Raw genomic sequence first — 20,724 nt, forward strand, 5'->3', positions numbered from 1 at the left:
TTGATCGAGCTTTTTGCCATCAGAAGCGGCACCATGTATGAGCTTGTCACAGAGAGTGTGACACTTCAGGGGCAAAGGTATCAAGCCCCTCGCTCTATTCAGGCAAATATTATCACTAAACAAGGCAGTCAAACATATTACCGTGTCTCAGAAGGGGACACGGTTCTTTTTAAATGGAAAGGAAAAGAGCTGTTCAGAGGCATTGTGTTTTCCCGGACGCCTGTTGAAGGGAAGCTGACCTTTACCGCATACGACATGCTTCAATATTTGGTGAAAAACCAAGATGTCTATGTTTTTTCAAAACAAAGAGCAGATCAAATCTTGAGGCGGATAGGGGCTGACTTTCAAATTCCCATGACCTCCATCGCCAATACAGGACATGTCATAAAATCACTAGTGTTTAAAAACGATACGAGTTTGTATGACATGATTCTGAAAGCGTTAAAAGAAACAAAGCGTCAAACCGGTAGAAACTATCAAATCTATTCTGCTAAAGGAAAGATGGGGCTGAGAGCTTGGCCAGATCCAGAGGACGTATGGGTCATTGAATCAGGCGTCAATCTCATTGGTTATCAGTACAGCACCTCGATTGAAGAGACAGCCACTCGTGTCAAACTGCGCACGTCTGCAGATGAACAGGGAAAGAATAAGAAAAAAGGCAGCAAATCAGAGATTGTGGTGGTCGAACAGGATAAAGCAGGTCAGAGTAAATACGGTATTTTACAGCATGTTGAGACGGTTACAGGGCAAATCAACCAGCCGCAGCTACAAAAAAGAGCCAAAGTACGGCTGGCAGAGAAAAAAGGCGTCAAGCAAGAAATCAAAAGCATACAAGCGCTAGGCATTCCTGAACTGCAAAGCGGTCTTCCAATCTATTTGAAAATCCCTGAAATCAACGTGAAAAAAACCTACTGGATCGATCAAGACAAACATGAATTCAGTGGGGTGAAACACACCATGACAATTGATGTCGTTGAGAAAAATTCCATCCCAAAGGGTGATCAAGCGTGAGATTAAGTGAAGCGATTAAACGATTAGCAGTGAATGCTGTAGATGCCGCCTCTCCAATTGATCTGGTGGTTGGAGAAGTCACGGCAGTTTCTCCTGTAAGCATCCGGTTAAATGAAAACCATAAGCTAGTCATTCCGGAAGAATTACTGATTTGGCCAAAGCGCCTAAATAAGGGTGAGGATGATGAACTGAAAAGGGGAGACAGCATTATGGTGCTGGCAATGGCAGGAGGGCAGTCCTTCTACATCATCGACAAATTGTAAGGGAGGTGATGAATGTGGCACTTTCACCAGAGGAAGAAATCGAGGAAATAGAAGAAGAGGAAGAGGTGGAAACCTCGATGACGTATCGAATAGATGTTGAAACTGGCAGACTGACAGGTGAAACCATTTCAGGCATTGAAGCAATTCGTCAATTCGTTTATATGACACTCAGGACAGAGCGGTATGCACATCCTATCTACAGCCACGACATTGGCACTGAAATCCAGGAGCTCTTGACGGATACAGAAGCCACGGATGAATACAAAGAAATGGAGATTCCGAGGCTGCTAGAGGAAGCATTGATTGTCGACGAACGGATTGATCATATTGAAGAATTAGAGGTCACAAAGCAAAGTGACTCGTTTCATGTCAAGCTAGCTATTGTCACAGATGAAGGCACATTAGAAATAGAGGAGGTGATGGAGAGCGATGTTTGAGGAACAAACGTACGAAGCATTAATGGAAAGAATGCTAGACAGACTGCCAGATGACATAGATAAAAGAGAAAACAGCGTCATTTGGAATGTCTTGGCACCTGCTGCCGCTGAATTAGCCCAGTCCTATATTTGGCTTGATCAAGTATTCGAGCTGGTCTTTGCAGATACAGCACAAGGAGAGTTTCTAGATCGGCGGGCTGCTGAAGTAGGAATTGAAAGAAAACCAGCGACTAAAGCGGTATGGTCCGCAGCTATTCAGCCGGAGGATATCAACATCCCAGCTGGTTCACGGTTTTTTATTGAAGATGTCTATTTCCAATATTCGAACGATGGCACGCTAGAATGCGAGACACCTGGCAAGATCGGCAATGGTCAATTAACAGATCAGCCGCTGCTATCACTTGATACAATTCCAGGACTCGAATCGATTACCATGAAAGAACTGGTGATACCAGGACAAGAGGAAGAAGATGACGCTTCGTTATATGATCGCTACTTAATACGTGCTAGGCGAGAGGCTGTCAGTGCCAACAAGGCGCATTATAAAAAATGGGCTGAGGAGGTGACAGGGGTTGGCAGAGCGAAAGTATTCCCGCTTTGGAACGGAGAAGGGACGGTCAAAATTGTCATCACAGACGGCAATCTAGATGTTGCATCAGATCTGCTTGTTAAAAGAGTACAGGAATATATCGACCCAGTATCAGGCGAAGGGGAAGGACAAGCGCCTATTGGTTCAAAAGCAACCGTCGAAAGCGCCAAATGGCTGGATATTGACATAGAAGTAGCCGTCGAACTTCAAATGGACTGGACCCTTGAAGGAGCGCAGAAAGAAATAGAAGAAAAGGTCAAAGCGCTGTTGAAATCAATCGCATTTGAAAAGAGTACCATTCGAATGTCCGCCTTAAATGACATTCTGTACCATTCAGAAAGTGTATCAGATTATGCAAACGTGTTATTGAATGGGGAATCAAAAAACTTAGTGTTACAGGACATTGAGATACCGCGTCTGAGGCAGGTGAAGGTTATTGAGCAAACAGGATGAAATGAAAAACTACTTGCCGCCATATTTTACAGAGATTTATGAAGTAGATCATCTACTCAAAACAGAAGCACCGGAGTTTGAGCAATTGGATGAATCCATTTTCGATTTAACGGATCAGTTCTTCCCTTTAACTGCGACATGGGGATTGAATAGATGGGAAAGAATGCTGAAGGTGCAGCGAGAATCAGGTGACTCCATTGAACTTCGCAGGGCACGCTTACTCAATATGATGTCAAACATTCCACCGATCACGTATCTTTCATTAGAGAAATCGGTGAATCGCTTTCTCAAAAATCCAAGTGCCATCATCCGTCTCACCACCAATCGCTATCATTTCGCCTTACGTGTGAACCTAGATGACCTGCAAAACACTAGATATATTGTAGAAATACTTGAAACGTTAAAGCCGGCTCATTTGGCTTATACGTTCACTGCATTTCATCATACCGATGTACATGAAAAAAATGATCATCACGGGAGGCTCACACTGCGAAGCAGAGTGGGTTTTTTCGATCATATCCCGATTTTACTGAATGGTGAATTTGTATTAAATGGTACGTTTTATCTTAGCGGGACAAGAGGTTCAACCGATGTACCTGCTCGTTTTCGGCATTCGTTGAAGATGAGAATGCCGCTTCAGCATAAGTCAGAAACCACATATCGCATGAATTATGTCATCACTGGAGCTGTACATGAAACAGGGCAAAAAGCGGCACTGACTTTACGCACAAAGAACCAGCTGGCACATCAAACCAAAAAGAAGATGACGTTCCGATTGGCAGTACATGTCCAAACTGAACAGGGCGGCAGCTTACTGATCAAGGATCATTACTGGATTCTCGATGGATCTGTTCCGCTTGACGGATCAAAAATGCTAGCAGCAACTTCTCAAAAAATAGAGCTATAAGGAGGATCACAATGGCTGATCAATTAACCGTAACAACATTATATGCACGTCAACAAATGGCAAAGGCAAGAGCAGAGGGAACAAAACTCACAAAAGTCGTCAAAATGGCATTTGGAAACGGCGGGACGAAGGATGGCAAACCGATCTCACTAGACGGCACTGAACAAAAACTGAAAAAAGAACTCGTCCAAAAAGAGATTGATTCGTTTACCTTCATGGAACCAGCAAAAATCCGCTACACCTGCACGATCGCCGAAGGAGAACTTGCAGGAGAAGTCATCAACGAACTAGCACTTGTCGACGAAGCCGGCAAATTCACCGCCATCCGCACCATGACAGACAAACAAAAAGACGGCGACATCGAATTTGTTTTTGAGATTGATGATATTTATTAATGGAGTGACTTCAGGAAATAACCCAGTGTTTATTTTGCCAGAAGAATACAGCCAAAGCAGGCGATCTACTTTATAGGAGTTGCTTTGAGTATAAAGGCACTAGGAGCACTTCAATCACATCGTTAGATCAATTTAAAGGTATGTGTGCATCTTTCTTCATATAAAGCCAATCCCACTGGGTTTTAAGTTTAGTAAAAGGTGAAGTCATATATCATTACAAGTAAAAATAGATTAAACAAGCGATTATAGATTTTGAAAGGAGAATGATCAAACATGGAGATTAAGACACCACGAACTTTTAAAACAACTGATAAAGCCCATGCCGACCTATTTAATAATATAGTTGAAGACTTTTTTGACAATGATGTAGGACTATTAGAAGCAATCAATCAACATATTGATGATACAAATCCACATACGTCTGAAGCAGAAAAGAAAAAATGGAATGATTCTCAGAGCTATAAGATTACTGCTGATAATGGTAGTCAGTTAATTAATATTCCTGCTGATGAAAGGATTTTTGACGCGATAAAAGGGAAAGGAATGTGTACTTTTTATGCAGCTTCTGGAGTTGAAGATTCCCCAACTCCAGCGAATATTTCATTAAGAGGGTTACAGACAGTAGGTCAAGATAACATTGGAACTGGCTTTGCTGTAGATATTGCTGGTAATGCTTATAGTTTTTATTATAATGCTGCGCATACTTCTATTAACTGGACAAAGCTTCCGACAGATGCGGAGAGAAATAAATGGAATGAAGGCCAATTATCTAAGATCACTGCGGATAGTGGAGGAGTGATTATATCTGTTTCTGATGGTGAAGATTTACTCGAAAAGTTAGTTTCTTTAGGTCCGAGGCATGGTACATTTTATGTCACAGGTAAAGCACTAAACACCCCAACAACAAGATCTTGCCGAGGTATGTATCATTTTACTTCTCAAGATAGCAATGGAAAAGGGACATTTGGATGGGTTATGGCCATAGATTATAACAACTACATGTATACGAACTACCTTGATTTAAATTTGGGGTGGCAAGGCTGGAAACGTGTTTTAACAAATGTAGAGCAAATAGAATGGAAGTTTCCGACAACAATAATAAACGGATGGAAACAATATGGCACTCAAAAAGTGCAATTTTATAAGAATCCATTTGGAGAGGTAGAGTTAATTGGTTCTATTACAGGGGGTACTATCGGTTTTGCAGTACCTGTTTTTACATTGCCTAGTGGTTATCGTCCTATACAGGATATGCATTTTATAGGGGTAGCATCTAGTATCGGCACTGGTTCAACACCACAAACACACAGAACACATATTGATACTAAAGGTAATGTGTATATACAAGGCGTCTCCAATTCAACAAACCCAAATGAATTTATCACGTTCGGCTTTAAATTCATGGCGGCTCAGGAGGGATGAAAATGAAATGGATATATAAATACGATGAAAAATTCAATTACCTTCCAGGAGAAGAAATAGAAATTGAAGAGCACGAAGACCTCCCAAAAGGATATACAGATGTAAGACCTCAAGATGGTTTGTACAAAGGTAAATACAATGAAGCGAAAAAGTCATGGTATGAGTCGGCTACACAAAAATACATTGATAGCTTGCGACCAGACCCGCTACCATTGTCAGAAATGGATCTATTAAAACAGCAAAATGCTGATCTGCTTCAGCAACTGGCAGAGTCAGAAAAGAGAGCAGAAGAACAATCAAGGAATTTATCAGAACTTATCATGCTGCTGAGGGAAAAGGAGGTCATTTAATTGGATTGGTTCCGCAGTATTTCATTGTTCTATCAATGGAAATGTTATGAAAATGAGGACGTAGCAAAATTTGTTCGTTTCGAGAAGATTACGCCGAAACAATACAAAGAAATAACAAACGAAGAATATCCAACTAACGCTGAATAGGCGTTTTTATTTTGCCTTTGGGAGTAGGATGGAAATGGATTTGCCTGAATATTTAATGACACAAGGCCCATTGCCGTTCTCTTTTGCTGGATTCTGTCTTAATCTCATTGAAACAACTTACGTAATGGTAGAAAGGAGAGTACACATTGGATATAAAAACTCCTCGTTCTTTTGAAACGAGTGATAAAGCTCATGCTGATCTATTCAACGAGATGTTGAAAACATTGCTTCATAACGACACTAGGATATCAGAACAATTAACTCTTCATATGGGGGATTCGAGACAACACTCTTCAGAAGTAGAAAAAAAGAAATGGAATGAGTCGCAGCTGTATAAAATTACAGGTGATGATGGAGTACATCTTCTAAATATTCCTGTCGGATCAAAAATCTTTGACTCAATTAAAGACAAAGGGACTTGTACATTTTATGCACCTAGTGGAATAGAGGATAGCCCTTCACAATTTGCCATTAGAGGGATTCAGACAGTGGGACAAAATAATGTTGGAACAGGTTTTGTGATAGATACATCAGGTAATGCATATTACTTCTACTACAATTCTAGCCATATATCTATCAATTGGACTCAGCTTCCGACAACTGCTGAAAAAGATAAATGGAACAATGGACAGCTGTATAAATTGACTCAAAACAATGGTAAGCCTATGTATAAAGGGGTAAGTGAAACCACTGACTATAATGAGATTACAGAAACAGGAATGTATCTCATTTATAATGCTGGTCTAAATGGTCCTAAAGAGATCAAAAAGGCATTTATGATAGTGATAAGTTATGGAAATACCCTATTACAAACTATTTATGATGCAGTCAACGGTCTTAATTCTTTTTATAGAATTAGGAAGATTGACTATACATGGACTGAATGGGAAAGGCAGCTTACATCTACAGATTTAAATGCCTCCTGGTATAATGTAAATCTAAATAGTAATATAAAGCAATATTTAGTCAACCCATTAAAATATTCTGTTAGACAAAATATTTTATATTTGAGAGGATCATTTGAGCAAGTTCCGGCTAATGAAACAGAAATTGCAATTTTAACGCAGAAACCTTCTTCTTTAACCGTTTTCACTTGTGCGACGGTTGGTTCATACGGATCTGCAAGGTTGTCTTTATCTAAAGATGGTATTCTAAAATTTGATGGATTAATTGCAAATGATCCGTTAAATGTAACCCGTATTGAAATTAATGAAGCAATTCCACTATGGTAGCTATAATATGGGCAAGCTACTATGACTTTTTTATGTAGTTAATTTGAATCACCGCAGACGACTACCAAGATATAACTGGAGAAATGTACAAAGCCTAATGGCTTTATTTTTTTGCCGGAAAGAAGGTGATTTCAAATGGAAGTAGATGTCGTCCAAAACTTAATGACACAAGGCCCGTTTGCCGTTCTCTTTTGCTGGATTCTGTTTTATGTTCTCAATACAACAAAAGAAAGAGAAAGTAAACTCAATGAGCAAATCGAGGCGCAAAATGATGTGTTAGCAAAGTTTAGTGAAAAGTATGACGTTGTGATCGACAAACTCGACAAAATTGAGCGGAATTTAAAATAGGAGGTAAAAATCATGAAAACATTCGACAAAGGCACTGTGATTCGCACAGTGCTTCTTTTTATTGCTCTGATCAATCAAACGCTAGTCATGTTTGGACAGACGGTGCTGCCGATTAGTGAGGAGCAAGTACAAACCGCCGGTGAGGCACTATATGTAGCAGGTTCCACCATTTTTACGATGGTTACAGCCGTTATCGCTTGGTTTAAAAACAATTATGTGACCTACAAAGGTCAATTACAAAAAGATACCCTGAAACAAAGAGGGCTAACAAAATAATAGTTGAAGGAGAAACAATATGGTCAATATCATTCAAGCCTACATTCCAAAACACAACCGCAACAGACCAGGAAATAGGATGAAGCCGCTCTATATTACGGTGCATAATACCTCTAACACTGCAAAAGGTGCAAATGCGGGAAGTCACGCTGCGTTTGTTGCACGTTCAAGTACTGGGGTCAGCTGGCATTACACTGTCGACGATCAGGTCATTTATCAGCATTTACCATTAAACGAGAACGGCTGGCACGCAGGGGATGGCAGAGGCGATGGCAATATGAAATCAATCGGAATTGAAATTTGTGAAAATACAGACGGCAACTTTGAACAAGCAGTCGAAAATGCTCAATGGCTCATTCGGAAACTGATGGGCGATTTGGGGATTCCTTTATCAAATGTAGTGCCCCATAAACATTGGAGTGGGAAAGAATGTCCAAGGAAATTGCTCGGACGATGGGATCAATTTAAAGCTGGAATAGCCACAGCTCATACCGACAGCAAAAGCACAAGAAAGCCAGTCCGAACAGAGAGCCTGAGCCACAAAGACAAAGCACCCGTGACCAAACAGAAATCGTCAAATTTGCCATCTGGCATTTTAAAAATAACCAAGCCCTTGACAAAAGGATCTCAAGTGACAGCCGTGCAAAAAGCCTTATCTTCCCTCTATTTTTACCCAGACAAAGGAGCAAAAAACAATGGGATTGATGGCTATTATGGACCGAAAACGGCGAATGCGGTCAAGCGGTTTCAGCTCATGAACGGCTTAGCGGCAGACGGGATTTACGGACCAAAGACGAAGAACAAAATGGAACAATTGCTGAAAAAGTGATCATTCATAAAGTGCTATCAGCAGGTGAAGGGATTTTTCCTTGCTGATAGCTAATAAAAAATGACATCATTTGTGATATAATCGACCGAATCTATCATAAGGTGAGAATAAAATGAAAAAGGAACTGTTCCAAGTCATCATGCTGTCAGTGGTGCTGCTCATCTATTTCATTTATCACGGAATGACGAGCGATTTCCCTGTGTCTTACACAATCATTCTCATCACGGCTTATCTCTCTGTGATCGCGTACCGGATCATAAAGATATTAAGGTTAAGAAAAAACAAAGAACAAACACAACTGTAAGAAATATATACATAAAAAACCATCCTTGATTTCTCAAGAATGGTTTTTCGTATGGAGCGTAGGGGATTCGAACCCCTGACCCTTTCGCTGCCAGCGAAATATTCTCCCACTGAACTAACGCCCCGATGTATGACGACATAATTTATTATAATCAATCCTCCTGTAAAATTCAAGCTGTAAAACGCAAACATATCGCCTATTTATCTTTCTGATCAATCGGAATATAGTCGAAGATCTCCCCTGATTGTACAGAGTCCGCTAAGCGTCTCAGCCAGTCATAATAGGCTTTCGAGCTTTCAAGCTGTTCAAGAAGCTGCTGCGCTTCCTCTCTTACATGTTCCTCCAACTGATCATCACTAGCAACCTCTTGAAGCCGCTCTTGCGCTTCTTCAATCGCCGCTAAATTGACCTCGACCTCCCGTTCCCATTTTTGCGGAAAGAAGTTCGTGAAAAACTTAAAAAAGTCTTTTTCAGCAACAAAGCTGTGTTTTCTTCGGCCCCGGTGAAACGTCTTTTTGACAATATTCATATCTTGCAGTTTTTTCACACCCGTACTCATACTTGGCTTGCTCATTTGCAGCTCTTCACGCATTTCATCGAGCGTCATTTCCTCATTTAAATACATGGTCCCATAGAGAATACCTGCACTTCGTGTAATGCCATAGAGATCCATTGTTTCAGCTATGGAATCAATGACTAGATCTTTAGCAGCTAAAATACGATCTTCTGCTTGTGGCTGTTCCTGCTTTTTCATCTTGTCCCTGCTTTCTATTAAGAGAATTCAATACGTTCAAAAAAATCTTTATGGACTATATGTTAACGAAAGAATACAAAATGTCAAAATAAATGAAGCCTATCTCCCTTTGACAGAAAAATTTGAACATGATAAGTTAATTATGTTCAAAACGTTAAATTTTTATTTAACAAACTTACCAAAGAGAATCAGAGGAGGTTCCTTCTATGAGTCAAACACTATTTATAGATGGACAATGGGTTGGCGCCAAAAGTGGCGACACACGGGATATCATCAATCCATTTAATCAAGAAGTGATCGCGACAGTCAGCGAAGGATCAAGAAATGATGCGCAGCTAGCCATCAAAGCAGCGAGAAAAGCCTTCGATCAAGGGGACTGGGCAAATCAGCCTGGACTTGAAAGAGGAAATATGGTGTTTAAGATTGCTGAGTTGATTAGACGTGATCTTGATGAACTAGCCAAATTGGAATCGCTTGATACTGGTAAAACATTAGAGGAAAGCAAAGCAGATATGGACGATATTGCGAACGTGTTCCAATATTACGCAGGTCTGGCTGACAAAGATGGCGGGGAAATCATTGCGTCACCAATCCCGAACTCAAAAAGTGAATTAGTCAGAGAGCCAGTCGGTGTATGCGGGCAAATCACTCCTTGGAACTATCCATTGCTTCAAGCAAGCTGGAAAATCGCTCCTGCTCTTGCAGCAGGGAACACAATCGTTTTAAAACCAAGTGAAATTACACCACTCACCACGATCAAAATATTCCAACTCATGGAAGAAGCAGGAATTCCAGCAGGAGTTGCAAACCTAGTCCTTGGACCAGGGGCAACGGTTGGCGATGAGCTTGCTGTGAATGAACATGTAGATTTGATTTCATTTACAGGCGGTATTGAAACAGGCAAGAAAATCATGCAGGGAGCCAGTGGGAATGTGAAGAAAATCGCCCTTGAGCTCGGCGGGAAAAATCCGAATATTGTGTTTCAAGATGCTGATTTAGACGTAGCGGTTGACCAGGCAATGAATGCTGTGTTTTTCCATGCAGGGCAAGTATGTTCAGCAGGTTCACGTTTGCTAGTGGAAGAATCCATTCATGATGAATTTTTAGAAGAACTGGTGAAGCGTACGAAAAAAATCAAGCTAGGCAACGGCTTTGATGAAGAAACCCAAAGCGGGCCGCTCATCTCAGCTGAGCATCGAGAAAAAGTAGAGAAATACGTCAGCATTGGGTTAGATGAAGGCGCAAGATTAGAAACAGGCGGAAAAAGGCCTGACGCAGAGGAGCTTTCAAATGGGTTCTTCTACTTGCCAACGATTTTCTCAGGCTGTACGTCAGAGATGCGGATTGTCCAAGAAGAAGTCTTTGGCCCAGTATTGACAGTCGAATCCTTCCGAACAGAGGAAGAAGTGATCGAGCTGGCAAATGATACGATTTATGGATTAGCAGGAGCTGTGTGGTCTTCTGATATTGGAAAAGCCGAAAGAGTGGCTCGTCAATTAAGATTAGGCACAGTTTGGATCAATGATTTCCATCCTTATTTCGCTCAAGCACCTTGGGGTGGATATAAGCAGTCAGGTCTTGGACGTGAATTAGGACGCACCGGACTTGAGGAATATACGGAACTGAAGCATGTATATCGAAATACGAAACCTGAAGCGGTTCATTGGTTTAAATAAATATCACACATTTGGAGGAGATTCTATATGACATTAAATATGAAAATTGAAAGCATGCAGAAATTCCACACATTTGAAATCCCGACTGTCATCAAACATGGCATCGGTGCAGTGAAACATGTTGGGGAAGAAGTGAAAGCATACGGTGTCTCGAAGGTATTGCTTGTAACAGACCCTGGTATTTATCAAGCGGGCGTAGTAGACCCAGTGGTTGCTTCATTAAAAGAAGCACAAATCGATGTGATCCTATTTGATAAAGTAGAGCCAAACCCGCCAGTCCGTTTAGTGAATGAAGGATCTGCGTTATATGAAAAAGAAGGCTGTAATGGATTAGTCGCTGTAGGCGGCGGAAGCTCAATGGATACAGCGAAGGCAATCGGAGTAGAGGCGACTCACGAAGGCTCAGTCCTTGATTACGAAGCGGCAGAGGGAAAAAAACCGCTTGAAAACAGAATCCCACCTTTAACCACCATTCCGACCACGGCTGGTACAGGTTCAGAAGTTACGCAGTGGGCAGTAATTACGGATGAAGAAAGAGAATTTAAATTCAACACAGGTGGACCACTTATTGCAGCTCACCTCACAGTGATTGACCCAGAGCTTCATGTATCCATGCCTCCTCATGTGACAGCAATGACTGGAATTGATGCGCTTGCTCACGCTATCGAATGCTATACGATGAAATTTGCTCAGCCTATTACAGATGCGGTAGCGCTCATGGCCATTGAATATGCTGCTCATTATATCCGCCGTGCTTTTGCTGATGGTGAGGACCTAGAAGCTAGATATGGAATGGCACAAGCTGCAATGCTTGCCGGGCTTTCTTATGGAAGCGAGTCAGCTGGAGCTGCGCATGCGATGAGTCAAACACTCGGAGGTATTATTCCTGTAGCGCATGGCCAGTGTGTAGCAGCAATGATGGGACCGGTGATGGAGTATAACTGGAAAGGGTATCCGGAAAAATTCGCTCGTATTGCGCAAGCGTTCGGCATTGATACAAGCAGAATGTCTACAGAGGAAGCAGCAAAAGCTGCTGTGAACTGGATGTATGATTTAGTGGAAGATCTAGAAGTTCCTTCATTAGAAGAACAAGGTGTATCAAAAGATATGATTGACCGTTTATCTAAAGAAGCCATGAAAGATCCGCAAACAATTGGAAACCCAAGAGATCTAAATGAAAAAGCGTACAACTGGATTTATGCTCGCTGTTTTGATCTAACACCGAAAACAGTGTAACAATGAAAAAAGGCTCCCAAAAGGGAGTCTTCTTTATGTCTTATAGCTGTTCTTTAATTTCTTTGATTTGATGAATATGACGTTTTTCGTGTGCGCCGATAAAATCAAGATATTGCTTAAGGGATAACTCTTCAAACACCGGGTGCGCAATGACACGTTTGAAATCTTCCTCAGTAAACGTTGATAAAATTTGATTGAGCTGTTCACGTGCTGTATCGAGCTCATCCTTTAAATGTGTAGGTGTCACATGCTTGCGTTCAGGCTCAACAATTCTAGGCGCAGTGGCTTTTCTAGAACGGTCCTCTGCCATTTCCACCGGCTTTGGCTCATATTCCTTGATCGGTGCTTTTTTTCCCTCAGCAGCTAGATGTTTTGCTGCCATGAGATCCATCTTCTTTAAGTGATCTGCCACCTCTTGAATACTCCAAGTATCATCAGATAATTTTTGATTCAATTGTTCTTCGTTCAAACCTTGCAGCTTTTGCCACAATTCTTGTCTTGCCTCATGTAATAAACTCATTTTCATCACCTCAAGATCAAATTTTAACATAGTGGTACATGACAATCATTCTTGAGCTATCGGGGAATTCCTGTGAAGAATTGTGAGGAAATTTGAAACCTTTACAAAAGTGGTTCGTATTACCTGTTAGAAGGAATACATTGGAGGTGAGCATGGTCTAAATGAAACAAAGGCTGTTCATTTCATGAAGAAAGGGTGAGGAAGATGGATGTGTTCGGGCTGCCGCTTGAGACGCTGTATTTATACATATTGATGATATCAGGAATCCTGACACTAGTTTTCGTCTTTTTCGGCGATGTATTTGATGGATTGTTTGAAGCGATTCCTGTTTCATTCCTTCAACCAACATTGATCCTCGCATTTCTTACCTTTTTCTCGGCTGGAGGGTTTATCTCTGAAAAAACAGCAATTGTAGGGAGTGGACTTGGCGCAGTATTATCTGCCATCCTCGCAGTGGTCCTTGTGACCTGTTTGAATGTATTTGTCTTAGTCCCTCTTTCCTCTGCTGAAGAATCTCTTTCATATACAGAGGCCGACTTAAAAGGAAGAACTGGGGAGATCATTGTATCTGTTCCAAAAGACGGGTTTGGAGAAGTGCTGTTAATTAGTAATAGCGGGAAAATCTCAAAGCCTGCCGTCAGTTTCGACGAAGAGGAGATTCCATATGGAACCCGGGTGCTGGTCGTCGAAGTGAACAAAGGCGTCTTATCAGTTATACCAAATGAAGAAATCTAGGAGGGAATGCTATGCCAGGAACAACCATTTTGATTATCATTGGAATTGTGCTTGTGATTCTTATTGCACTTATTGGTGTATTTGTTTCGAAATACCGGACAGCAGGTCCAGATGAAGCGTTAATTGTCACAGGAAGTTACCTAGGAAGTAAAAATGTCCACGTGGATGAAGGTGGAAACAAGATTAAGATTGTAAGAGGCGGAGGTACCTTTGTGCTCCCTGTTTTTCAACAAGCAGAGCCGCTCAGCTTACTATCTAGCAAGCTAGATGTTTCAACGCCTGAAGTCTATACCGAACAAGGTGTACCAGTCATGGCGGACGGAACGGCCATCATTAAAATTGGCGGATCGATTGAAGAAATTGCTACTGCTGCAGAGCAATTTTTAGGTAAAACGAAAGAAGACCGCGAAAACGAAGCGAGAGAAGTACTAGAAGGACACCTTCGCTCCATCTTAGGATCAATGACAGTCGAAGAGATTTATAAAAACAGAGAAAAATTTTCTCAAGAAGTACAGCGTGTCGCTTCTCAAGATTTAGCGAAAATGGGCCTCGTCATTGTGTCGTTCACGATCAAAGATGTCCGTGATAAAAATGGCTATTTAGAATCACTAGGTAAACCGAGAATTGCCCAAGTGAAACGCGATGCAGATATTGCAACAGCTGAAGCGGATAAGGAAACACGTATCAAACGTGCCGAAGCAGATAAAGATGCGAAGAAATCTGAGCTTGAGCGTGCTACTGAAATCGCTGAAGCAGAAAAGGTCAATGAGCTGAAAAGAGCAGAATTCAGACGTGAACAGGATACAGCGAAAGCAAGTGCCGACCAAGCGTACGATCTTGAAACAGCTCGTAACCGTCAGCACGTAACTGAACAAGAAATGCAAGTGAAAATCATTGAACGTCAGAAGCAAATTGAATTGGAAGAAAAAGAGATCCAGCGTCGTGAGCGTCAATACGATTCTGAAGTGAAAAAGAAAGCAGATGCGGATCGTTATGCTGTTGAGCAGTCAGCTGCGGCGGAAAAAGCGAAACGCCTCGCTGAAGCAGATGCCAAGAAATACAGCATTGAAGCAATGGCAAAGGCAGAAGCTGAGAAAGTCCGAATTGACGGGCTTGCCAAAGCGGAAGCTGATCGTGCGAAAGGGGAAACCGAAGCAGAAGTCATTAGACTGAAAGGACTTGCGGAAGCCGAAGCCAAAGAGAAAATCGCTGAAGCATTCGAACAGTATGGTCAGGCAGCAATCCTTGATATGATTGTGAAAATGCTTCCTGAATATGCGAAGCAAGTATCTGCACCACTTTCTAACATTGATAAAATTACTGTTGTGGATACGGGAGGTAACGGCGAAGGCAGCGGTGCCAATAAAGTCACTGGCTATGCTACAAACCTCATGTCCAGTCTGCAAGAAAGCCTGAAAGCATCCTCTGGAATTGATGTCAAAGAAATTATTGAGAACTTTTCCGGCAAAGGCAATGTGAAGCAAAGCATTCAGGAACTAACGAATGAAATCAAACAACCAAGAAAAAAAGAGATCGCTGATACTCAAATAGAAGAATAAAATCAATAGACACCTTCCATCAGAAGGTGTCTATTTGGCATTTGCCCAGTATGGATTCCTCTTTACATATGAAGAAAGATTCACGAGAATACCAGCAGATATCATCATGAACACTAGGGAGGAGCCGCCATAACTAATAAAGGGAAGCGGAATGCCTGTGATTGGAAGAAGACCAAAGACAGCGCCTAAATTAAAGACTGCTTGGAGCATGATTTGAAACGTGAGCCCGATCGTTAACAGCTTTCCAAAAGGGTCGTGTAAAGCCTGCACAATTCGCATAGCGCGATACATGATGAGTAGATATGCACCAATCACAAACAAAATCCCCATGATTCCCAGCTCTTCACTGATGATGGCCATGATAAAATCCGTATGGGCTTCAGGAAGAAAGCCAAGCTTTTGAATGCTCCCGCCTAAGCCATTCCCTGTCAGCCCGCCTGAATTCATTGCGAGATACGAATGAATCAGCTGATATCCATCTCCATCTTCATACTGAAAAGGATCACGAAAAGAAGTCAGCCGCTTCAAACGATAAGGAGCTGTCACTGCAAAAAATGTGATACCTGCTGCCGCAGTCGATCCTAGCAAAATGAGATGGTGCGTTTTCAGCCCAGCGCATAATAAAATGATGCCGCAGCTTAATAAAATAGACACAGCTGTGCCTAAATCAGGCTGCTTTAAGATCAACAAAAAAACAAGACCTAAAAGAATGAGTGGCGGCAGTACGCCTTTTTTAAAAGATGTAATGTACGCCTGTTTTTTCGCGTACACATAGGCAAAATAGATCACCATCACTAGTTTCACAGCTTCAGAAGGTTGGAGCATGAGAGAGCCCAACTGAACCCAGCGCTGGGAATTGTTTTTGACAACACCGATTCCAGGAAGCAGGACTAGGATCAGGCATAACAATGACAGCATAACAAGCCACCGAATCCATTTACGATAAATCTGATAAGGGAACAGAGCGGCAATGAAGAAAAAGAATCCCCCAATCAGGAGCCATTGCCATTGTTTGATGAAGAAATAGCTGCCCTTTTCATACTTCACTTCTCCTAAAGGATAACTCGCACTGTAAACCATCAGTAAACCAAATAAACAGAGGAACACAATCGTTCCAACAAGAATGCGGTCGACTCTTTTGAGATGAGATAGAAGAAATGTCATCATCTTCAATTCCAATTGCGCCCAAACATATAGGATGATGACCTAAGATTGACGCTAAACACGAGGCCAATGGCGATCATGTTGGTCAAAAGCGCACTGCCCCCATAGCTGATAAAAGGAAGCGCGAGTCCCGTCACAGGCATTAAACCGACTGTCATCCCTACGTTTTGGAAAACTTGAAACACGATCAGCCCAACGACTCCCGCACATATGTACAATCCATAAAGCGTATTAGCATGCATAGCCACATGAATGATTCGGTAAATCATCATTAAGTACAAACACATCAAAAGGGAGGCGCCGATAAAACCAAACTCCTCACCAATAACGGCAAATATAAAATCCGTATGCGCTTCAGGGATATTACCTCCTTGTACTTGATGCCCCTGTGTAAAACCGCTTCCTGATAATTGACCTGATCCAATGCCGAGCATCGATTGTTTCAGCTGATACCCGTATGTTGAATCAAATTCATCAGGAGAGAGCCAGCCATAAATGCGATCAAGCTGATGAGGCTTAATGATTTTTGTAAAATGCTCAAAGTGCTCATTGTGCAAGTAGACCAAAAATGCAAGAAGTGTAAGAAAAGTAGCCATTAATGCGGCCATCATCTTGCTAGAAATCCCTGACACAAGCATCAGTGTAAAGGCGATGGATAATATCACGAGCGCTGTCCCTAAATCAGGCTGAATTAAGATGAGGAAAAAAGGGACAAAGGTCCAGCAAACGACTTTACTTGTAGGAATGATGCTTTCTTTAAACGAAAATCGCTGATGCTTGTATTGGTTCAAGACAGCCGCTAGCAGCAGGATCACAAAAATTTTCATGAACTCTGATGGCTGAACTTTGATTGAACCGAAGCTGATCCACCTTTGGGATCCGTTTTGACTCGTTCCGAAAAAATGCACGAGAATAATGAGGAAAATACCACCTGCAAATAACCGAAAAGATAAACGCTCAAGCAGTTCATAATCAAAGTATGCAGCAGCTGCCATGAGGCCGAAACCGACGATATACCAGAAAATTTGTCTTTTGACGAAATAAAACATATCTTGCGTTTCATACTGTCCCGATCCGCTATATACAGCTATCAGGCTGATGACAAATAAACAAATCACAGTGAATAAAAGTACGAAGTCAATGCTGTACTGTTTTTTCATAGCTTCTTGTCCTGCTACCTATTTGTCAGCTGGTCTATGACAATTTTCACAGCCGCAGCATCATCAATATAGCCGATCGGAAAAATATAATCTGGTATTAAGTCAACAGGCATAATGAAATAAAGGAGTGCGCCCCCCATCACCATTAATTCTCGAGAAGTCCCCCGTCCGGTCATAAATAAGCTGTACATGTTTTTCAAATGTTGAAGGAATGGTCCGACGCCGCTTAGCGTCTCCATCTTTTTCTCAAAATTTGCCGAGATCGTTTCTTTTCCCTCGTTTGTTTGGCTATAGGCTTCGTATTCGTTTAACTTTTGTTTCAATTTGGTCTGACTAAATGTACCGTCGTAGACGTCCTGATCTTTCAGTATTTTTTCGATCTCTTCTACCGCTTGAATGAACGTATCACCGTGCACCTTTTCGCTTTTGACTGGAAACCCTGCAGCAGTCAATAGTTGATCTAATGATATGTTCAGAGAATCTGAAAGCCGCTGCAGGTGATTCAAAGTTGGTTTTCTTTTTCCATTCATGATTCGAGACAGTGTCGCTTTATCAATTCCTGTGTATGTGCTGAGATCTCTTAAAGATAGAGAACATTGTTGCAATTTTTCCTTTAAGAGCGGCCCAAGCTCAGTTGTCTTAAAATCCATCTTTTACGCCATCCTTTGTATGATGTTTCAACTCTTCTATAGAAGAAGTCGTACCCAATATAAAGGTGTGTTGACAAAATGTCAACGGATATCCTTTATTGATTGAATTTTAGGAAATAGGAATTTATCATAATGAAGATAGGGTGAAAACAGTGAGAAGGAGTGGCGCGGATGAAGGTGAGGCATGCTGTACAAAAAGATATTCCTAAAATTGCCGAAATACATGTGAAGAGCTGGCAGACGACTTATCAAGGCATTATTAATCAGGATTATTTGGATGGTTTAAATATAGAAGATCGAGAAGAGAGCTGGAGAAGAAGGTCACTTGAAGGGACGTTTGTCGCAGAAGATGCCGAGGGGGTATTTGGTTTTGCTTCTTTTGGAAAACAACGTGATGAGCGCTATTCAACATATGATGGAGAACTTTACGCGATCTATTTATTGCAAGAGAAACAGAAATCAGGAGCAGGTATCGCTTTAATTGCAGAAGGAGTGAGTTATTTAATAGAGAAAGGGTATCAGAATATAATGCTGTGGGTATTTGAACAAAATTCGGCAAAGCATTTTTATCAAAAGCTTCAACCTCATTTTGTCGTTACCAGCCAGTTCGAGCTGGCTGGCGAGAAGTATAATGAAATAGGGTATGGGTGGGAGCTGCCTGTATTACATGACCATCTACACCGAATTAAATCGTCAGTTTCCAATAATAATGAGAGAAAAAAGTGAAAAGCACAGCTAGCAGCATATAAGAGATAAGAGGAGAAGCTTCTACTTTTCCTTTTATTCCTGCTATCTTTAAAGCTTCATAGAAACCTGCCAAAAAATAAGCAAGACTGAGAATATAACAGCACAGCATAATGGGGTAAGGGTTCATTGGCGTACCTCCAGCATGAAATCTTCTACTATTAATAGATTCCATAGAGCGGCAATTTATGCATAAAAAAATAACCAGCTGAAATCAGCCAGTTATTTTTTGTGAGGAAAAACCAAACGAGATGCACTTGGTATGAGTATGCAAAGAACGATACTGCAAATAATAAATGAAGGAACCATATATGTGCTGTTATAAATTAAAGAGTAAACCCAACCTGGAGTTCCTTTTGGTGCATAATGAGAAAAGAAAACAACACCAGAGATAAAGAACGTCAACAGTCTAAAGAAACTTGCAACAAATACGGATAAGGTAATATAGAAGAATTGCTGCTTTCGCTTTTGATCCTGAATGGCTTTTTTGATCAATCCAGAAAATAGACCGCTTAGGGAAATGACAACAGATGCGACGAAATAATCGAGAAATCCTTGAACAGGTGTAGCGATAATAGGGCCATTCATCAGCTGAAGGCCTGCAATAAGCACACCAATGATAAACCCGGTTGATATTCCCCATCTAATAGACATAAGAATGACGGGTATCATTATCAGCGCAAGAGATCCGCCATTTGGCATTCTTAAAAAGAGACCTGATAAGTAATCTAATACAAGTGCAAGTGAAGTCATAATTGCGATTTCCATCAGTCGTACCAATTGATTTGATTGCTGCATAAAAAAATCTCCTTTTTCATGAATTGAGCAAGGAGAGACCGTGTAAGGATGAGTATGTTATTCATAGAAAAACATATCGAGTTGAATACACCACATGTATTCAATTGAATCCACATTCCTACTTCAGTATTAACTGACAGGTTCAAAGGGTCAGAACAACGAGTGTTCACTCTCAGCACAAAGCTCCCCCTGCGGTTATTTAGTTTTCTTCTATTATAAATATACTAAAGACCTTCAGGATCAACAATAGAGAATTCCTGTGGCAATCAATTTTTGTATGATTATATAGGAAGAGATAAGGAAAAATAAATTATTTAGAAAAAATACTTGTTTCCTCTCTCGAAAGGTGTTATATTTGTATTCGCCGCTAAAACAGCGCGGTTATTAAATAACATAAAGAAAAAAGTTGTTGACTTTATCTTGATAGAATGTTATATTAATAAAGTCGCCTCTGAGAGACGATGAAGATGATCTTTGAAAACTAAACAAGACAAAACGTACCTGTTAATTCGAGTTTTTATAAAAAAATCCTATGAAACATCATAGGTAGTCAGTCAAACTGGCGAGGCAGGAAATGATCACATGCTAAGTTCGCTACATCGTGTAGCAACGCATGTGTGATATGCATCCTGCATACCTCGGAGAGTTTGATCCTGGCTCAGGACGAACGCTGGCGGCGTGCCTAATACATGCAAGTCGAGCGGACAGAAGGGAGCTTGCTCCCGGATGTTAGCGGCGGACGGGTGAGTAACACGTGGGTAACCT

General features: G+C 41.2%; 25 protein-coding genes, 1 tRNA gene, 1 rRNA gene and 1 riboswitch. Of the genes, 20 read left to right on the plus strand and 7 right to left on the minus strand.

All coding sequences use genetic code 11. The features are described 5' to 3' along the window. The 14 genes from C6347_RS04930 (at position 1) to C6347_RS04995 (ending at position 8,963) form a co-directional block, all read left to right on the plus strand. Entirely contained in the window at positions 1–1,011 is a 1,011-nt protein-coding gene (locus C6347_RS04930) for an XkdQ/YqbQ family protein (RefSeq protein WP_106071472.1), read from the plus strand. Next, positions 1,008–1,274 (plus strand): DUF2577 family protein, encoded by a 267-nt coding sequence (locus C6347_RS04935; RefSeq protein WP_034659738.1) that lies wholly within the window; start codon positions 1,008–1,010, stop codon positions 1,272–1,274. The genes C6347_RS04930 and C6347_RS04935 overlap by 4 nt, the downstream gene beginning before the upstream one ends. Before the next feature lie 14 nt (positions 1,275–1,288). Continuing rightward, positions 1,289–1,711, plus strand: coding sequence for a DUF2634 domain-containing protein (locus tag C6347_RS04940; RefSeq protein WP_106071473.1), 423 nt, complete (start codon positions 1,289–1,291; stop codon positions 1,709–1,711). Beyond that, positions 1,704–2,753, plus strand: a complete 1,050-nt coding sequence (locus C6347_RS04945; RefSeq protein WP_106030407.1) for a baseplate J/gp47 family protein — start codon at positions 1,704–1,706, stop codon at positions 2,751–2,753. Before C6347_RS04940 ends, C6347_RS04945 begins: the two co-directional genes overlap by 8 nt. Further along, on the plus strand, positions 2,737–3,660 hold the full coding sequence (locus C6347_RS04950; RefSeq protein WP_106030406.1) for a YmfQ family protein: 924 nt from the start codon (positions 2,737–2,739) through the stop codon (positions 3,658–3,660). The genes C6347_RS04945 and C6347_RS04950 overlap by 17 nt, the downstream gene beginning before the upstream one ends. Positions 3,661–3,671: 11 nt before the next feature. Then, positions 3,672–4,055 (plus strand): phage tail-collar fiber domain-containing protein, encoded by a 384-nt coding sequence (locus tag C6347_RS04955; RefSeq protein ID WP_003212666.1) that lies wholly within the window; start codon positions 3,672–3,674, stop codon positions 4,053–4,055. 273 nt (positions 4,056–4,328) lie between these two features. Then, entirely contained in the window at positions 4,329–5,477 is a 1,149-nt protein-coding gene (locus C6347_RS04960; RefSeq protein ID WP_066030496.1) for a hypothetical protein, read from the plus strand. Positions 5,478–5,479: 2 nt separating this feature from the next. Then, on the plus strand, positions 5,480–5,827 hold the full coding sequence (locus C6347_RS04965) for a hypothetical protein (protein ID WP_066030497.1): 348 nt from the start codon (positions 5,480–5,482) through the stop codon (positions 5,825–5,827). Continuing rightward, the gene (locus C6347_RS04970) at positions 5,828–5,974 is read left to right on the plus strand and encodes an XkdX family protein (protein ID WP_081311384.1); all 147 of its coding nucleotides are present in this window, start codon (positions 5,828–5,830) and stop codon (positions 5,972–5,974) included. It abuts the gene before it with no gap. A gap of 146 nt (positions 5,975–6,120) precedes the next feature. Then, complete coding sequence (locus C6347_RS04975) at positions 6,121–7,206, plus strand: pyocin knob domain-containing protein (RefSeq protein ID WP_066030498.1); 1,086 nt, start codon at positions 6,121–6,123, stop codon at positions 7,204–7,206. Between the two features lie 135 nt (positions 7,207–7,341). Then, positions 7,342–7,554: a BhlA/UviB family holin-like peptide gene (locus tag C6347_RS04980; protein WP_066030499.1), complete on the plus strand. Its 213-nt coding sequence runs from the start codon at positions 7,342–7,344 to the stop codon at positions 7,552–7,554. A gap of 12 nt (positions 7,555–7,566) precedes the next feature. Further along, positions 7,567–7,830, plus strand: a complete 264-nt coding sequence (locus C6347_RS04985) for a phage holin (protein ID WP_034659731.1) — start codon at positions 7,567–7,569, stop codon at positions 7,828–7,830. Between the two features lie 19 nt (positions 7,831–7,849). Beyond that, complete coding sequence (locus tag C6347_RS04990) at positions 7,850–8,659, plus strand: peptidoglycan recognition protein family protein (RefSeq protein ID WP_060597133.1); 810 nt, start codon at positions 7,850–7,852, stop codon at positions 8,657–8,659. Between the two features lie 112 nt (positions 8,660–8,771). Beyond that, positions 8,772–8,963, plus strand: a complete 192-nt coding sequence (locus C6347_RS04995) for a hypothetical protein (protein WP_066030501.1) — start codon at positions 8,772–8,774, stop codon at positions 8,961–8,963. A gap of 52 nt (positions 8,964–9,015) precedes the next feature. Here the strand turns inward: C6347_RS04995 and C6347_RS05000 are convergent. Further along, a tRNA-Ala gene (locus C6347_RS05000) sits at positions 9,016–9,087 on the minus strand. A 72-nt stretch (positions 9,088–9,159) separates the two neighbouring features. Continuing rightward, a complete protein-coding gene (gene cudC, locus C6347_RS05005) occupies positions 9,160–9,717 on the minus strand; it encodes a transcriptional regulator GbsR (protein WP_034659712.1) in 558 nt (185 codons plus the stop codon). Positions 9,718–9,923: 206 nt separating this feature from the next. On the opposite strand from cudC, the gene betB reads away from it, so the two are divergent. Next, on the plus strand, positions 9,924–11,393 hold the full coding sequence (gene betB / locus C6347_RS05010; RefSeq protein WP_060597130.1) for a betaine-aldehyde dehydrogenase: 1,470 nt from the start codon (positions 9,924–9,926) through the stop codon (positions 11,391–11,393). A gap of 27 nt (positions 11,394–11,420) precedes the next feature. Continuing rightward, positions 11,421–12,629: a choline dehydrogenase gene (gene gbsB / locus C6347_RS05015; RefSeq protein ID WP_106036565.1), complete on the plus strand. Its 1,209-nt coding sequence runs from the start codon at positions 11,421–11,423 to the stop codon at positions 12,627–12,629. Between the two features lie 40 nt (positions 12,630–12,669). On the opposite strand, the gene C6347_RS05020 is transcribed toward gbsB, so the two are convergent. Further along, positions 12,670–13,149, minus strand: coding sequence for a DinB family protein (locus C6347_RS05020; RefSeq protein ID WP_060597213.1), 480 nt, complete (start codon positions 13,147–13,149; stop codon positions 12,670–12,672). A 204-nt stretch (positions 13,150–13,353) separates the two neighbouring features. Between C6347_RS05020 and C6347_RS05025 the strand changes: the two genes are divergently transcribed. Together C6347_RS05025 and C6347_RS05030 are read left to right on the plus strand one after the other, a co-directional pair. Beyond that, complete coding sequence (locus C6347_RS05025) at positions 13,354–13,884, plus strand: NfeD family membrane protein (protein ID WP_060597128.1); 531 nt, start codon at positions 13,354–13,356, stop codon at positions 13,882–13,884. Positions 13,885–13,895: 11 nt separating this feature from the next. After that, positions 13,896–15,443 (plus strand): flotillin lipid rafts scaffold protein FloT, encoded by a 1,548-nt coding sequence (locus C6347_RS05030; protein WP_106036566.1) that lies wholly within the window; start codon positions 13,896–13,898, stop codon positions 15,441–15,443. 30 nt (positions 15,444–15,473) lie between these two features. Here C6347_RS05030 and ftsW read toward each other — a convergent pair whose 3' ends face one another. Genes ftsW through C6347_RS05045 form a run of 3 tightly spaced genes read right to left on the minus strand, consistent with a single transcriptional unit; the run spans position 15,474 to position 18,417 of the window. Then, positions 15,474–16,607, minus strand: coding sequence for a putative lipid II flippase FtsW (gene ftsW / locus C6347_RS05035; protein WP_106036586.1), 1,134 nt, complete (start codon positions 16,605–16,607; stop codon positions 15,474–15,476). A 5-nt stretch (positions 16,608–16,612) separates the two neighbouring features. Further along, positions 16,613–17,767: a rod shape-determining protein RodA gene (gene rodA / locus C6347_RS05040; RefSeq protein WP_106036567.1), complete on the minus strand. Its 1,155-nt coding sequence runs from the start codon at positions 17,765–17,767 to the stop codon at positions 16,613–16,615. A 14-nt stretch (positions 17,768–17,781) separates the two neighbouring features. Then, positions 17,782–18,417 (minus strand): helix-turn-helix domain-containing protein, encoded by a 636-nt coding sequence (locus C6347_RS05045; RefSeq protein ID WP_106036568.1) that lies wholly within the window; start codon positions 18,415–18,417, stop codon positions 17,782–17,784. A 171-nt stretch (positions 18,418–18,588) separates the two neighbouring features. On the opposite strand from C6347_RS05045, the gene C6347_RS05050 reads away from it, so the two are divergent. Beyond that, the gene (locus tag C6347_RS05050) at positions 18,589–19,143 is read left to right on the plus strand and encodes a GNAT family N-acetyltransferase (protein WP_106036569.1); all 555 of its coding nucleotides are present in this window, start codon (positions 18,589–18,591) and stop codon (positions 19,141–19,143) included. Between the two features lie 240 nt (positions 19,144–19,383). Here C6347_RS05050 and thiT read toward each other — a convergent pair whose 3' ends face one another. Then, on the minus strand, positions 19,384–19,959 hold the full coding sequence (gene thiT / locus C6347_RS05060; RefSeq protein ID WP_034659700.1) for an energy-coupled thiamine transporter ThiT: 576 nt from the start codon (positions 19,957–19,959) through the stop codon (positions 19,384–19,386). 98 nt (positions 19,960–20,057) lie between these two features. Continuing rightward, a riboswitch (TPP riboswitch) is annotated at positions 20,058–20,159 on the minus strand. 435 nt (positions 20,160–20,594) lie between these two features. Here thiT and C6347_RS05065 point away from each other — a divergent pair. Next, positions 20,595–20,724: ribosomal RNA gene (locus C6347_RS05065) — 16S ribosomal RNA — on the plus strand; the annotation flags it as partial.

This window comes from Bacillus sp. NMTD17, from assembly GCF_002998735.1.
Lineage (GTDB): Bacteria > Bacillota > Bacilli > Bacillales > Bacillaceae > Bacillus.